This is a genomic window from Bartonella sp. PS7NMGDW (assembly GCF_042193585.1).
In the GTDB taxonomy this organism is placed as follows: Bacteria; Pseudomonadota; Alphaproteobacteria; order Rhizobiales; family Rhizobiaceae; genus Bartonella; species Bartonella grahamii.
Genome location: NZ_JBHILX010000003.1, coordinates 50,385 through 63,725, shown reverse-complemented (window position 1 = coordinate 63,725; position 13,341 = coordinate 50,385). Strand labels below are relative to the sequence as shown.

Genomic DNA, 13,341 nt, shown 5'->3' with positions numbered 1-13,341 from the left:
ATCAGTTGACCACTTCCGGATCGGTTCTATATTCATTAACAATAAACCCTAGAGGATTTATCAAACGGTTTTGGACAGAGATAGGGGCATTGATGTATTCAAAGGTAAGTGTTGCAACCCAGTGGGTGATGAATTCTTTGTTGTTGTCGTTGTCGTGAATGGTTTTGTAGTAACGCACTTGGGCGACATCGTCATTGATAAAGGAGATTGATTTTATTGTTATTGTAACGGCGGCGTGTTTATAGAGAATTTGAGGACTTTGGGGATTTCTTGCTCCATACCAGCTGGCAAATCTTTCCTGTTCTTCAGAAGAAGAGAGGAGGGAGACGGTTTGGAAATTGTGTTGTGTTTCTTCTGTGGTGAAGCCTTCACGGGAGCGGACATATTTTGCAGCAAAGTAGCGTGTGATTGCTTCGTCGACATTGGTGGGACCTTCTTTTAAGGCTTCCACAACTTCGGTGATGCCGGTTGAATTGTCTACACGGATGACAAAAGGTTCCACGGTTTTAAGGGGTGTGAGGGTGATGACCGCGAGAGAAGACATTATTGCAACAGCAACCGCGATGCCGGCAATGGCAAGCGAGGCGCGCGTGGTGCGGCGTGAGGCGAGCATGCGATCTTGATCGAACGAGCGCGCTTCAGCAATGTATTGTTCTATGTCTTTTTCTTTCATGCTTTTTGCCCGCAATTTTTGTAAGATTTGATTTCTTCATCCGTTAATTTTTGTGCCAGAAGCATTTCCAGCTTCCCTTCTTTTAGGGGTGAAGGGGTGTTGTTACTAATGATAATGGGCGTGGGCGTGGGTTTTTTCCCTTCCCAATTCCACATTGATCTGTTGAGTGGACGTTTAGAATATCCATCACATTTTGGGAGTGACTTCAGTGTGTTTGGTGAAGACACACAGCCACTGAGAAAGAGAAATGGTAAGATAATCCCAATTTTTTTAAATTTCCGCATTTGAACTTAGGCCTTTGCTAATTGTGCTATTAGTGATGCTAATTTTTTTGCACCGTTCGTTATCGTTTTAGCTCCTCCTGAGCCTGTAAGAGAAGCCCCCCCAGAGGCTAAAGCGGAAGCCATACTAGGTAAATTGAAGAAAAGAAAAATACCACCAACGCCAACCACGAAGAATTCGCCGTAGGCTAACACGAAATCTTTAATGTTTTTTGTAAAGACACTCATTGCAAGTTCGATATACATACTACCAAGCAAGATGACTAATACCTGTAAAATGATGAAGTTTGCAACTTGTCCTAACCATGCCTCTGTAAAACGCCTTGTTGATGAAAACATATAGAGGCTTATGAAGAGCGGTCCTACTGATATGACAAGAAACAAACCAAGTTTAGCAAACAGTGTGACGATAAAACCAATTAGGCAAAAAATAATAGCAATTGTGTAACAGAGCGAAGCATAAATCCATGAAACAAGATACGCCCCCAGTGCAAGCCATGATGAAGATTTTGTTGAATCTAAAATATGTGAAATAGCTTTATTTATCAGATCATCCCATATATTTTTATCTGAGTGTATTGTACCTTGTGTGGCATGTGCAATGGCATTCGGCAGAGCCTCAAAAAATATATTACCGACCCACTCATTATAAAGAGCAGCATTAGTGGCGAGTGAAACAATGATGCCAAGTTTGAAAGCTGTCGTTATAAATTCCCATAAGGGCATAGAAGAACGCCCTGAGATGATATTGTACCCTATAAATATAATGTAGATTGTACAAGATGCTTTAAGCGGAGTACTTAAACCTGTTGAGAGATGTTCAACGGAATCATTCATTATTTTCATTATAGGTTTCGTTAACATATTTTCTACCATGGTAAAGTAAGCTACTTCTTCGAATGTCATTGCACGTCCATTCTATCTAATTTTTGCAAATATGATTATTTCTGATTCAATTATTATGTTGGTTTTGTTTAGCGCGCTCTTCTGCTTCTCTTTCGGCTTGTTCTTTTGCTTTTTCTTCAGCCTTTCTTTTTTCCATTTCAGCTTTTAGTTTTTTTATTTCTGCTTGCCTTGCTTGATGTTGAGCTTCCATTGCGGCGTCAAATCTTTCCATCGCTTTACGGTTTTCTTCTTCGCGTTCACGCGCTCTTTCTTCAGCTTTTGCTTCATATTCCTTTTCAAGTTCAAGTTGTGCTAATCTTAAGTTTTCACAATTTTTTGCAGTTCCTGCGAATCCACATTTAGCATTCCACTCTTCCATCAATTTTTTATCTTTTTTAAATTCTGCTACGCTATAGGTTTTTTCACATCCAGCTGTGATGAGCCCTGTGCAAAGTAGCAATGTTGTTATGAGAACTTTATTCATAGATATTCCCCTTTTTCCTTTCAGTTTTACAAGGTTTGAGCACAATTTTTAAATTATGCTTGTGTTATCGGTTTTTTATAACCAGTGATGATAAATCTAGGGCACGGACATAATGTTGCCATAAATCTATTATAAAGTGCACAAAGCTCTTTAAGTTGAGCAGCTAAAGCGCAATAGTAATGTGAAATGGTTTTATCCATTGTATCTGTAAGGTTCTTCATCAACATATCATCTATGTCAGTAAATACGCCTTTGGTTATTATTGCCATTGAGATGCTCCGCTCTTCATTATGTCTTAATTATTATTTTGTTTTTTTTCAGCGCGTTCTTCTGCTTCTCGTTCGGCTTGTTCTTTTGCTTTTTCTTCAGCGTTTCTTTTTTCCATTTCAGCTTTTCTTTTTTCAAAATCAATTTTCCATTTTTCATGTCTAGCTTCTATTTCTGCTTCATATCTTTCCATCGCTTTACGATCTTCTTCTTCGCGTTCACGCGCTCTTTCTTCAGCTTTTGCTTCATATTCCTTTTCAAGTTCAAGTTGTGCTAATCTTAAGTTTTCACAATTTTTTGCAGTTCCTGCGAATCCACATTTAGCATTCCACTCTTCCATCAATTTTTTATCTTTTTTAAATTCTGCGACGCTGTAGGTTTTTTCACATCCAGCAGCGATAATTCCAGTGCAAAGCAGCAATGTTGTTATGAGAACTTTATTCATAGATATTTCCCCTTCTTTCTTTCAGTTTTACAAGTTTTGAGCACAATTTTTAAATTATGCTATGTTCTGGTTTTTTATAACCAGTGATGATAAATCTAGGGCAGCGACATAATGTTGCCATAAATGTTTTTACTGATTTAGTTATTGCCTTTGTCTTGTTCTTTTTCAGATTGTTCTTTCATTTTTTGTTTATCGTCATTTTTACGATATTTATTTAGATAGTTATCAAAATTTTCTTGACGTACTTCTTCTATTGCTTTGTCTAAATTTTTACAATTTTGTGAATCTCCTGTCCATCCACACTTACGTCTCCATTCATCGCGTAAATTTTTATCTTTTTTAAATTCTGCTACGCTGTGAGTTTTTTCACATCCAGCAGCGATAATTCCAGTGCCAAGTAGCAATGTTGTTATGAGAACTTTATTCATTATTTATTGTCCTGTTGTTTAGCTTTAGCGCGCTCTTCTGCTTCTCGTTCGGCTCGTTCTTTCGCTTCTTGTTCGGCTTGTAATTTTTTAGTTTCAGCTTTTTCTTTGGCTACAAGTTTCTCGATCTCTTTGTTGAAGCGCTCTGCCTCTTTCCGGCTTCTTTCTTCAGCTTGTGCCTGACGTTCTTTCTCAAGTTCTAAAAATGCTAACCGCATGTTTTCACAATTTTTTGAAGTTCCTGCAAATCCACATTTAGCATCCCATTCTAGGCGTAAATTTTTATCTTTTTTAAATTCTGCGACGCTGTAAGTTTTTTCACAGCCAGCCGTGATGAGCCCTGTGCAAAGCAGCAATGTTGTTATGAGAACTTTATTCATGATTAATGACTGTCCTGTTGTTTAGCTTTAGCGCGCTCTTCTGCTTCTCTTTCGGCTTGTTCTTTTGCTTTTTGTTCTTCTTCAGCGCGCTCTTTTGCTTCTTGTTGTTCTTCAGCGCGTCGCTTTGCTTCTTGTTCGGCTCGGAATTTTTCATTCTCAGCTCTCATTTTTTCAATCCAAGCTTTGTGTTCAGCTTTAAATTTTTCATCTAGTTTACGGTTTTCTTCTTCAGCTTTTTTCCGACGTTCCTTTTCAAGTTCTAAAGCTGCTACTCTTAGGTTTTCACAATTTTTTGAAGTTCCTGACCATCCACATCTTGCTCCCCATTCTTCCATCAATTTTTCATTTTTTTTAAATTCTGCTACGCTGTAAGTTTTTTCACAGCCAGCCGTGATGAGCCCTGTGCAAAGTAGCAATGTTGTTACGAGAACTTTATTCATGATTTATTGTCCTGTTTCTTTTCAGATTCTTGTTTATCGTCATTTGTTGAGCCAAAGCCTCTCCATTTTTTACGGGTTTCAAATTCAGCTTGCTCTGCATTTTTACAATTTTTCGAATTCAAATCCCCTGACGTCAAACATTTCACTAATACTTCTTCCATCAGTTTTTTATTTTTTTTAAGTTCTTCTACGCTGTAGGTTTTTTCACATCCAGCTGTGATGAGCCCTGTGCAAAGTAGCAATGTTGTTATGAGAACTTTATTCATGATTTATTGTCCTGTTTCTTTTCAGATTCTTGTTTATTGTCATTTGTTGAGCCAGTTCTCCCCCATCCCCATGTTGGAAGACTCTCACGATAAGCTTGCTCTGCGTTTTTACAATTTTGCGAATCGAGATCCCCTGATGTCATACATTTCATTTTCCATTTTTCGTATAATTTGTGATCTTTCTTAAATTCTTCTACGCTATGGGTTTTTTCACATCCAGTGGTGATTAGCCCTGTGCAAAGTAGCAATGTTGTTATGATGATCTTGTTCATATTCAAGCCCCTCTTTTTTCTCGTTTATTGACCACGCAGTTTTTTGGCATAATCTGCATATCGCGCTGCAAATTCTTCGTAAGCTCGTTGTTCGGCAGCTTTGTATTCCGCTTGTTGAATCATCGCGGCGGCTTGCATTTGGAGAACTTGTGTTTGGAGTTTTGCTTGTATTGCTGATAATTGTGCTTGAATGCCTTGAATTTTACCCGAATCTTTAGTACTTCCAAGTTCGTCAAGGAGCTTGTTAATGGTTTTTTGTGTTTCACTGGCTTCTTCGTAGACGTCTTGGCCTTTTGCTGCTTGTCCTACCGTGTTCTGTTCGGCTTTTTTCACTTCTTGTGCGTAAAAATCATCTACTGCTTCTTTTGATCCTGCGCCCCCTGAGGGCTCTTTGTATTTAAGCTCTTCTTGCCATTTTTGCGCGTTTTTGCTGCCGCCGCCACCGCCGCCACCGCCGCCGCCGCCACCGCCACTGCCCATCGATTGTTGAAAGTGGTTGAAATCTGAAGGGAGGGCGCCACTGCTCCCTTGCTTGTTAAACATGTCTTTCAATCCCGAGATGTCAGGCTTGACATTTAAGGAGTTATATAATTGTTTCGCTTGATCGAGTTGGCTCTTTAATTGCTCAAGCTGTTGTTTGCCTTGTTGAATTTGTTGTTTTGCTTTATCAACTTGTTGCTTCAATTGTTCAAGTTGCTTTCCCCCTTGCGTAAAAGATTGTAAATCGAATGTAGGCATTTGTGCGAAGGCATTTGTTTGAAAGCCAAATGAAGCTGCATAGACGGCTGTTGCCAATAAAAGTTTTTTCATTTCTTTGACCTTTCTTGAAAAATAGGAAGCCATTTTTCTGGAGATTGTCCAACTTCATCCATAATGGTCTCTAGGAGTTCAATATTCTTGGTGGTGCCACTTAAAATGGCTATTTCATCATCAAAGCCGCGTAAATTTAGCTCTGCTACAACTGAACTTTGCCCTTGTTTGATGAGAAAACGCCGTGACTCACGGCTTAATTCTGATTGTATCAGGTTAAATTCTCTGTCCGATAATTTAAAACCTTCTACATAATCCCCATGATTGCCCTTTTGATTGGGAAAATAAATCTGTGTTGGACATTGCTCTATAATGGTGTGAGCAATGGTCGAATTGATCGCATCTTTGGGAGATTGTGTTGCAAACAACATCAAACCATTTTGTTTACGGATAGTTTTCAGCCTGTCTTGCGCAAAGGCTTTAAAGGAATCATCCTCTAAGGCTTTCCAAAACTCATCAATGACAATGATAATACGACGCCCATCAATCAGAGATAAAATCCTATGAAAAAGATACATCATTAAAGGTGGACGAATTTCATTATTGTCTAAAAAATCCGTCATGTCATAACCAATAAATTTTGCATCAATGCCAATGTCGTCATCAGGATTGTCAAAAACCCACCCTAAGGCATTGCCTTTACACCATCTTTCTAAACGACCCGATATCCCCTCCCTGTGCGTGGTGTCAAAAAACATTTGTAAGGCCGAGATTGTCCGTTGTTCTTTTGGCAACAAGGCAAGCTGCTCAACAGCTGCCGTGATATCTTGTCTTTCTGATTCACTGATCTTTTGATCTTCAGACGAAACAAGCTTTATAATCCATTGGCGTAAAAAAACTCTATCTGCTGGATTGTTATAGTCTAAGCCTTTTAGCGGTGCTATGCCTGTCGGTCTACCATTCTTCAAGGGCATATAAGTGCCGCCACCCGCTCTGACAAAAAGTTCTGCACCCCGATCTTTGTCAAAAAAGACCATATTGGGATCATGCTTTTGAAGTTGTGCTAAAAGAAAATTGACAATAACCGTTTTCCCAGAACCAGAGGGACCACAAACAAACGTATTGCCTAAATCACCAAAGTGAAAGTTAAAATAAAACGGTGAACCAGCAGAGGTTTTCATCAAGGCTACCGCTGGTCCCCACACATTGCCATCTATTTTCCCAACCGGAAAAGAATGAAAAGGAGAAAGCGCTGCATAATTGCGACTTGTTATTGCACCAGAGCGGGTGCGATAAGCATAATTGCCAGGCAATTGTGCCCACCAAGCTGCTGCTAACCCTAAATCTTCCCGCGCAATCACAGCCCCACCATCTGTGAGACGAGAACGCGCTTTGGCAAGATTATCCGCTAACTCTTGCGGCGTATCAGCAAAAACTGCCAATGATAAATGATGCTCCCCTAAAACAAAACGATTGGATTCAAGATCATCAAGCGCATCATCTAGCTCCATAATTTGTGAGCCCGCACGATCTCCTGCATTGACCATTTGGTTTTGTTTGCGCCCCATAATCTGCTTGGCAATGTTTTTGCTCTTGAAAACAAAAGATTGGGTGAAGATAAACTCAAAGGGAAGGGTGAGCAAACCATCCGCCATGCCTACCCTGGTTTTTGCTGGATATTCTTTCCAACCAAACATGCCCGCAAACCGTTGTTCCGCCTCGGTGCGTATTTCTATGATCTCTTTTCCAAAAATGAGACGGTCTGAATAAACAGTCGATGCTATCGTCCCCCATGTGAGAGGGATACGTTCACGACGACCTCCCACCAATTGGTGGATAAACTCACTTTGCTGCGAATAAATATTACCTTCATGTTCATAAAGGCTCAGTCTTTTTGCACCATAACGCTCTAAATTTTGAATAAGATCTGTGGTAATATCTTCAAGCTTGCGAATGGACTCTGCATCAACTTCTGTCTTTTCTTGCTTGGCTTTGCCTAAACGTTTGAAAAACTCCACTAATTTATCCGTTTGATCAACGTGTGGATTCCACAAAATTGAAAGATAAAGATCATTGCGATAAAGCTCCTGTGAAACCATCCGCTCGCGATATTTATCATCTAATTGCTTGGCAAATGCCGATCTGAAAGTCCCATCCGGATAAACGGTTTCACGCTTTCTGATAATATGGCTATAAAGCGCTATCCGTTCATCCGCTATGTTTTTAAACAGATTATTGAGCTGTTCGTGAAGCACATTCAGATCAATAATATCCGCTGTCTCAAAGTTAATGCCTTCAAGTTTAATAACGGACATGAGAGCGCGTGAATCCAGCGCAATGATGTGTTTATTGACATGGCGCACATAAGGAATGATCGCCTCTGGCTGCTTTTCACGTTTGCGCTCTGTTCTATTCATTATAATTCCTCATAATTACGAATTAATCGTAATGGAGAAATACTTCCCCCACCCCATAGACTCGAATTTCTGGCAAAAATAGATGTCTTTTGCCATGTCAGAAGAATACGAAATTTATTATGGTCATGCTTTAGGATTTCCTTGAATATGAAATGTAGCATCACACCAAAGGTGAGAAGAAAAATATTGCCTGCCATAATGAACAATATCATCGTTCCTATCCCATTTAATCCCATAGCTTCCACCGTCACGCCTGCGATCATTGCAGGGCGCGTGCAAGCAAGAAATAACGTATCTTCTGTTAGCTTGTCGTGCTCTTTCATGGCTTTGAAAGGCAACGTTTAATGGGAAAACATTGATACAATTTGCGTTGCACCCATAACAATGCCGATGCCAACACAAACAAAAAAAGCTTTACGCATTTCAACATAACCAGCAATCCATGCAAGCCCAATACCAGCAACCGCAATGGTTGCAATTGATGTTGCAATTTTTCCTGTTAAAGCTTCAATTATTTTATCAAGAGCAGTTTCAATTTTTCCGAAGCCGCCATCAGCAAATGCTGGTTCACTCAGTGCCATGAAGGCAATAAAAAGCATCAATGCTGCTGTTAACCATTTCTTTTGTGTGTTGGATAGAGTAGTTTTTTGTAAGGTATGTTCACAACTGAACAAATTATTCATGTTTTTCATGAAAAATTCCCCGCTTTATGTTTAAGTTGATCGTAAAATTAATATTCAAAATATTAATCATGAATCATATAAATGAAAAAAATAAATTTTTCTATTGATAAATTAACAATATTTAATCTTTTATTATTTAATGAACAAAAAATATAGTAATATTCAAAATGATACTTTTAAAATCTCTTAGAGCAGCGCCTAAATATATTGTCTTAATTTGTATTATTATTTGGGGATACTTTTATTTAAGTAAAAATAATGAAGAACTTACTCAAAATTCTTTTTTAAAAGGATCAGAAAAGACAATAGAAAATCCCGTTCAAAATCCGAAGTCACAATTGATAGATTATGCAAACCAACAAGATGTAAACCAACAAAATGTGGTATTGCATCCAGAACCATTGTCATCACAATTTTATGAAGAAAATGTGCCGGTTTATTCAGGTGCTATACAGGTTACAAGTGGTGTGACCTTTAAAATGATTACGCTTGTGGACGATGGATGGAGAAAAAAGATTATCCGTGATATCCGCTTATATGGTGTGGAAAGCTGTGAAATGAGGCAATTTGCCTCACGCAACGGAGTTAAGTGGCCATGTGGTGCTTTTGTTACTGCTTGGCTTGTCTCAAAAACAATCGATAAAAATGTTACTTGTCGGCAAGCACGTGTCATTCAACAGGTTCATTATGCACAATGTTTTGTGGACGGGGTTGATCTGGCACGTTTGGGGCTTGCAGAAGGGTTGATGGTGTTAACACAAGATCAGCATAATTTTCCATCTCCAGCAGACTATAAAACTCTACAATCTGCTGCTCAAAAAGCACAAAATGGCTTATGGTCGAGCAAATTTCAACAACCAGAAGATTGGCGAAGAGATCACGGGAGCTATAATCCCATTGACCATAATTAATATTGACCATTATTGATAAAGCGTCTTTTCAAGCGCTATTTAAAAATCAAGACAATATTCCATTACAAACTTTATTAGGTAAAAGTTAATCATAGTCCACACAGTCCTTGGTGGACAACTCTCATGATGAAAAATTATTGTGTTTAAAGCTCGCGTATGCATATAGGTTGCTCACTACAGCGCTATGTAAGAGCGCGTTCCCTTGGCTATACGTCATTTCGTTTTGCTTTTTAAATGAAAGGCTTTCTGCCTCTCAAACTCTTATATATTTATGAAGTAAATCATAATCGAGCTCAAAAGGCTCTCCACCAGAAAGAATAATAAAATCAGATTTTATGTCATTTATTGGATATAAAGATTCAGGCAACGCGTCATCTCTCACCATACATTCTATCGAATACGGACAATGATTGCAGCCCGCACTGCAATTTTCATTACAAATTACAATATTATCGCCCATGAAATTTCTTATTCAAGTTCATATAATCCAATACTAATTGTTTCATGAAAATATTTTGGTATAGACAAAGATCAGAAATTTTTTTAGCCACAAACGCTTTTATCATTGGTAAAGCTTCATCCTTTGATATAGACAGCAAATGAGAAATATAGTCTATCCGTTCTTCTAAATTGAGAGATAATCTTGGACTGGTGAAAAATGTTAAGATATCCAATTCCGGACTGGCTTCTTGACATAAATCCCAATCCACTACCATAAAAGAACTATCAGGAGTAACAATGATATTATCAGGATGTAAATCTCCATGTGATAAGATTATATTCTTGCTTAATCGATCTTGAAAGATCTTATTGATTTGATCAATAATCGCCTTTTGATGTAGAAAATCCATTTGGCTCAATACAGTACCCCGGATAAACTCCCATTCGACTACTTCATCGCAAAGTGTTATCAAATTTGGTGCAGGATAGAGACTTTGTCGAAAAGAGCCATCCTTTATGTTTTCATTAATGCACGATGCTTCCGGATAAATTTGCCCATAGCAAAACTCTTGATGCTTGCGTTTCAAGAAATGTTGTTTTGACGATTGTGCATTTTCAGGCTGTAACCAAATGATTTCTTGCTTTTTGATAAAAATAATTAAAGAAGCCCCCCCAAAAATCACAGCCATAATCACTGCTAACCACAAATTAGCTTGCCAGAATGTTGAAAAAACATGACCGTATAAAAAACTGAATGCAAAGGATACAACAGCTGTAATAATGGCTGTAAATGATAAAACAGTCGCGATAGCTTTGGGATCAATCAGTGAATTTATAAGAAGAGACGACAGATAAGATCGATAAGCAGATTTAAAAACACATAGCAGTAAAAATCCTAATATAAGAGCCGCAATGATTTGAAATGACATGAGAAAAAAAGCAATGGTTACCATACAACCAATCATTAAGACGGGAAAAATAGGATTTTGAAACTTTGAAAAATACTTCTGAAACAATATATTGGAACTTGCTGAAAAAAAATTCCCAATGATAAAAATAATCGAAACCAAAATAGCAGGTTGAAATGGCAAAAAATCAGAAAATGCGATAGAAACAGTTCGATTGTTAACCAAAATAGCAAAAGCTGAAACTGCACTTAAAAAAATAAGAGTGAAGCGATAAGGATTTTTGACTTCTTTACCGCTGGCGCACATAACTGTGAAAATATTCGGATGAGCGTTGATATGAAAACTATCTAATCCCTTCGTCAGTTTTGAAAACATAAAAATAGCAAAAATTAATGAAAGGACTTGAAAAATCACAGGCAATGCAGGATGCACATAATAAAGTATTCCTCCTAAAAAAATAAGTACCGTTGTCACACTATAGGTAACAGCAGCCACTTCGGACTTAACGGAAAACAGTGTGCGATGCTTTGGTACTACAGAAAAGAGTAAACTATCTTCCGCACCTGAGAAACAAGCGGCTGCTGATGTAATACACAACAAATAAGTGGCATAAGCAAAATATGCATAATTCATAAAAAGAGCTAAAAAACCGCAAAGAAAGAAAAACAGACCAGTATAAATAACGCGCTTACTTCCATAAACATCTGATAATAAACCCAAGGGGACTTCTAAGATCAAAGGAAGCAATAAAAAATAACTACCGATTAAAACAATTTCCGCTTGCGACAAATGCAATTTTTCCGACAAAAAAAGTGGTAAAACAGCAACCACTAGAGCAGTAGACTTGCTAACACTATAAATCTTAAATTGCTTAACCTTATCCACAAAATACCTTCCCACGACATCCGCTACATGCGCCAGATTCTTTCAAAGATTTTAAAACGCTTTGAGCAGACCAATCTATTGCCTCATAATTTTGTAGATTCCCAAAAGCTTCTGAATAAAAGCAATTTTTTAAATCTCCATTATAGTCCAATACCAAGGATGAAAATGGAAATAAACACATTAACGGCGACGAAACGTACGTAGAATTTTCGCCTAAGTAATAATTAATACAATTTACAAAATTTTGTGACGTCCATGAGATTTTCTTTTCTTGGAACTTTTTATCTATATAAATCTGGAGGGGGGATTCTTTCCTTGATAATTCATCTCTCAAATGAAAAAGTGAAGCGTTTGGCGGAAGAGTTTTGTTTCTTAAAGCCTTAGATCGATCCTTTGTATTATTTTTTCTAGAAAAACTAAATGACGACGTATCGAGCGGGCTGAATCCGATATAATGGACATCTTTGCTTATACAAAAATCGATAAAATTAATAATATTTTCTAGAATCTCTTTGGTAACTGTCGCTCTTATTCCTATGCTTTGCAGAGGTTGAAGATTCTTAACTGTTTCAATGTTTTTCCACACGCGATCAAATTTATTCGTCCCCCGTATATCATAATATCCTCCTCATATTGTTATTATGTGCCTTATTTATATTCAAGACAATTAGTATTTTGTAAAAAGTCTGAAGACTTATAACTTTATAATTGTAAAGTCAATTTAACTGTATTACGCAATATTCAGTTTGGAAAACAAATTGGCCTATACTGGTATAAATCGAAAAACTCTTTTGATCAGCTAATTTCCATTTTAATTATTAAGTTCATTCAAAAAGTATTATTCTTGATTTCAATGGTTATTTCACTTCAATCGCAATAAGAAATATGCAATGCTCTGCTTTATCAAGTAATTTTAAAAAGGTTTTTTTGGGCTGAAATAAAGAATAGTTGTTGCGTAAATCAGCTTCTCAGAAGAAAAATTTTTCAATTATTTTTCTGTTTTAATTGTAATTTTGTGAAATACTACTTGCGGTAAAATTACCTTTAAAAGAGGTTCTATTCGACGCTAAAATACAAACTTTTATTTCTTATTAAAGATACAATCATATTGATTTATAATGATAATCTAGCGTTATTCATATTGAATTAGACCCTCGAATAACGCAAGATTCTCTCATTCCAAACCTGTTTATGTTGAATCAATCAAAACCACTCGCTTGCACATAACAAGCGGGATGAGTGTGTGGATCAAATTTGTATAAGAAAGAACTAAAAATGGTTGTTATGTTTTTATCTAGAATTTGTTTTGGTAGCTTGTTTGTAAAATCTTTACCATATTGAAAATCTTTTTTTTTAATATAGCTTTGACCTTGACACGCTTTTTTCGAGCTATGAGTCGTTTCAAATAGAGGGAAATATAATGGCAAAAAAATAAAAACCCAACTGCGTTAACAGAAGGGTTTCTAAATACCTGTACGGTAAATTAAAAAAAATACAAAGTAATTTCCAATTTAATTTATCGTGATGC

General features: G+C 37.2%; 18 protein-coding genes. 1 reads left to right on the top strand and 17 read right to left on the bottom strand.

Annotated features, from left to right (window positions below):
* Position 1 precedes the first annotated feature (1 nt).
* From ACFIKJ_RS02490 to ACFIKJ_RS02420, 15 genes are all read right to left on the bottom strand, one after another.
* A complete protein-coding gene (locus ACFIKJ_RS02490; protein WP_375622639.1) occupies positions 2 to 673 on the bottom strand; it encodes a virB8 family protein in 672 nt (223 codons plus the stop codon).
* Positions 670 to 957 carry a type IV secretion protein VblB7 gene (locus tag ACFIKJ_RS02485; RefSeq protein WP_375653609.1) on the bottom strand — a complete coding sequence of 96 codons (288 nt, stop codon included), beginning with the start codon at positions 955 to 957 and terminating at the stop codon, positions 670 to 672. The genes ACFIKJ_RS02490 and ACFIKJ_RS02485 overlap by 4 nt, the downstream gene beginning before the upstream one ends.
* Before the next feature lie 6 nt (positions 958 to 963).
* Complete coding sequence (locus tag ACFIKJ_RS02480) at positions 964 to 1,860, bottom strand: type IV secretion system protein (RefSeq protein ID WP_375653611.1); 897 nt, start codon at positions 1,858 to 1,860, stop codon at positions 964 to 966.
* Between the two features lie 46 nt (positions 1,861 to 1,906).
* Complete coding sequence (locus tag ACFIKJ_RS02475; RefSeq protein WP_375653612.1) at positions 1,907 to 2,323, bottom strand: EexN family lipoprotein; 417 nt, start codon at positions 2,321 to 2,323, stop codon at positions 1,907 to 1,909.
* 53 nt (positions 2,324 to 2,376) lie between these two features.
* Positions 2,377 to 2,592: a hypothetical protein gene (locus ACFIKJ_RS02470; RefSeq protein WP_375653613.1), complete on the bottom strand. Its 216-nt coding sequence runs from the start codon at positions 2,590 to 2,592 to the stop codon at positions 2,377 to 2,379.
* A 26-nt stretch (positions 2,593 to 2,618) separates the two neighbouring features.
* Entirely contained in the window at positions 2,619 to 3,035 is a 417-nt protein-coding gene (locus tag ACFIKJ_RS02465) for an EexN family lipoprotein (RefSeq protein WP_375653615.1), read from the bottom strand.
* Between the two features lie 137 nt (positions 3,036 to 3,172).
* Positions 3,173 to 3,463 (bottom strand): EexN family lipoprotein, encoded by a 291-nt coding sequence (locus ACFIKJ_RS02460; protein WP_375653616.1) that lies wholly within the window; start codon positions 3,461 to 3,463, stop codon positions 3,173 to 3,175.
* Entirely contained in the window at positions 3,463 to 3,840 is a 378-nt protein-coding gene (locus tag ACFIKJ_RS02455; RefSeq protein WP_375653618.1) for an EexN family lipoprotein, read from the bottom strand. The genes ACFIKJ_RS02460 and ACFIKJ_RS02455 overlap by 1 nt, the downstream gene beginning before the upstream one ends.
* A gap of 2 nt (positions 3,841 to 3,842) precedes the next feature.
* A complete protein-coding gene (locus ACFIKJ_RS02450; RefSeq protein ID WP_375653619.1) occupies positions 3,843 to 4,280 on the bottom strand; it encodes an EexN family lipoprotein in 438 nt (145 codons plus the stop codon).
* A complete protein-coding gene (locus ACFIKJ_RS02445; protein ID WP_375626498.1) occupies positions 4,277 to 4,546 on the bottom strand; it encodes an EexN family lipoprotein in 270 nt (89 codons plus the stop codon). Before ACFIKJ_RS02445 ends, ACFIKJ_RS02450 begins: the two co-directional genes overlap by 4 nt.
* The gene (locus ACFIKJ_RS02440; protein ID WP_375653622.1) at positions 4,543 to 4,818 is read right to left on the bottom strand and encodes an EexN family lipoprotein; all 276 of its coding nucleotides are present in this window, start codon (positions 4,816 to 4,818) and stop codon (positions 4,543 to 4,545) included. The genes ACFIKJ_RS02445 and ACFIKJ_RS02440 overlap by 4 nt, the downstream gene beginning before the upstream one ends.
* A gap of 24 nt (positions 4,819 to 4,842) precedes the next feature.
* Entirely contained in the window at positions 4,843 to 5,628 is a 786-nt protein-coding gene (locus ACFIKJ_RS02435) for a type IV secretion system protein (protein WP_375670222.1), read from the bottom strand.
* On the bottom strand, positions 5,625 to 7,985 hold the full coding sequence (locus tag ACFIKJ_RS02430; RefSeq protein WP_375626492.1) for a VirB4 family type IV secretion/conjugal transfer ATPase: 2,361 nt from the start codon (positions 7,983 to 7,985) through the stop codon (positions 5,625 to 5,627). Before ACFIKJ_RS02430 ends, ACFIKJ_RS02435 begins: the two co-directional genes overlap by 4 nt.
* Positions 7,985 to 8,308 (bottom strand): type IV secretion system protein VirB3, encoded by a 324-nt coding sequence (locus ACFIKJ_RS02425; protein ID WP_375617900.1) that lies wholly within the window; start codon positions 8,306 to 8,308, stop codon positions 7,985 to 7,987. Before ACFIKJ_RS02425 ends, ACFIKJ_RS02430 begins: the two co-directional genes overlap by 1 nt.
* Positions 8,309 to 8,326: 18 nt before the next feature.
* The gene (locus ACFIKJ_RS02420) at positions 8,327 to 8,677 is read right to left on the bottom strand and encodes a TrbC/VirB2 family protein (protein WP_375648718.1); all 351 of its coding nucleotides are present in this window, start codon (positions 8,675 to 8,677) and stop codon (positions 8,327 to 8,329) included.
* Positions 8,678 to 8,835: 158 nt separating this feature from the next.
* Here ACFIKJ_RS02420 and ACFIKJ_RS02415 point away from each other — a divergent pair, with 158 nt between their 5' ends.
* Positions 8,836 to 9,579, top strand: a complete 744-nt coding sequence (locus tag ACFIKJ_RS02415; RefSeq protein ID WP_375648720.1) for a nuclease — start codon at positions 8,836 to 8,838, stop codon at positions 9,577 to 9,579.
* 449 nt (positions 9,580 to 10,028) lie between these two features.
* On the opposite strand, the gene ACFIKJ_RS02410 is transcribed toward ACFIKJ_RS02415, so the two are convergent.
* Both ACFIKJ_RS02410 and ACFIKJ_RS02405 read right to left on the bottom strand, forming a co-directional pair.
* Positions 10,029 to 11,813 carry an MFS transporter gene (locus tag ACFIKJ_RS02410; RefSeq protein ID WP_375670221.1) on the bottom strand — a complete coding sequence of 595 codons (1,785 nt, stop codon included), beginning with the start codon at positions 11,811 to 11,813 and terminating at the stop codon, positions 10,029 to 10,031.
* Positions 11,806 to 12,399, bottom strand: coding sequence for a hypothetical protein (locus tag ACFIKJ_RS02405; RefSeq protein WP_375670220.1), 594 nt, complete (start codon positions 12,397 to 12,399; stop codon positions 11,806 to 11,808). Before ACFIKJ_RS02405 ends, ACFIKJ_RS02410 begins: the two co-directional genes overlap by 8 nt.
* Between the last annotated feature and the right edge of the window lie 942 nt (positions 12,400 to 13,341).

Bases quoted from the DNA above. Each gene is read 5' to 3' on its own strand.
- ACFIKJ_RS02455 (WP_375653618.1), bottom strand. From the start codon at position 3,840: ATGAATAAAGTTCTCATAACAACATTGCTGCTTTGCACAGGGCTCATC.
- ACFIKJ_RS02415 (WP_375648720.1), top strand. From the start codon at position 8,836: ATGATACTTTTAAAATCTCTTAGAGCAGCGCCTAAATATATTGTCTTA.
- ACFIKJ_RS02420 (WP_375648718.1), bottom strand. From the start codon at position 8,677: ATGAAAAACATGAATAATTTGTTCAGTTGTGAACATACCTTACAAAAA.
- ACFIKJ_RS02475 (WP_375653612.1), bottom strand. From the start codon at position 2,323: ATGAATAAAGTTCTCATAACAACATTGCTACTTTGCACAGGGCTCATC.
- ACFIKJ_RS02465 (WP_375653615.1), bottom strand. From the start codon at position 3,035: ATGAATAAAGTTCTCATAACAACATTGCTGCTTTGCACTGGAATTATC.
- ACFIKJ_RS02470 (WP_375653613.1), bottom strand. From the start codon at position 2,592: ATGGCAATAATAACCAAAGGCGTATTTACTGACATAGATGATATGTTG.
- ACFIKJ_RS02480 (WP_375653611.1), bottom strand. From the start codon at position 1,860: ATGACATTCGAAGAAGTAGCTTACTTTACCATGGTAGAAAATATGTTA.
- ACFIKJ_RS02425 (WP_375617900.1), bottom strand. From the start codon at position 8,308: ATGAAAGAGCACGACAAGCTAACAGAAGATACGTTATTTCTTGCTTGC.
- ACFIKJ_RS02485 (WP_375653609.1), bottom strand. From the start codon at position 957: ATGCGGAAATTTAAAAAAATTGGGATTATCTTACCATTTCTCTTTCTC.
- ACFIKJ_RS02445 (WP_375626498.1), bottom strand. From the start codon at position 4,546: ATGAATAAAGTTCTCATAACAACATTGCTACTTTGCACAGGGCTCATC.
- ACFIKJ_RS02435 (WP_375670222.1), bottom strand. From the start codon at position 5,628: ATGAAAAAACTTTTATTGGCAACAGCCGTCTATGCAGCTTCATTTGGC.
- ACFIKJ_RS02460 (WP_375653616.1), bottom strand. From the start codon at position 3,463: ATGAATAAAGTTCTCATAACAACATTGCTACTTGGCACTGGAATTATC.
- ACFIKJ_RS02450 (WP_375653619.1), bottom strand. From the start codon at position 4,280: ATGAATAAAGTTCTCGTAACAACATTGCTACTTTGCACAGGGCTCATC.
- ACFIKJ_RS02440 (WP_375653622.1), bottom strand. From the start codon at position 4,818: ATGAACAAGATCATCATAACAACATTGCTACTTTGCACAGGGCTAATC.
- ACFIKJ_RS02490 (WP_375622639.1), bottom strand. From the start codon at position 673: ATGAAAGAAAAAGACATAGAACAATACATTGCTGAAGCGCGCTCGTTC.
- ACFIKJ_RS02430 (WP_375626492.1), bottom strand. From the start codon at position 7,985: ATGAATAGAACAGAGCGCAAACGTGAAAAGCAGCCAGAGGCGATCATT.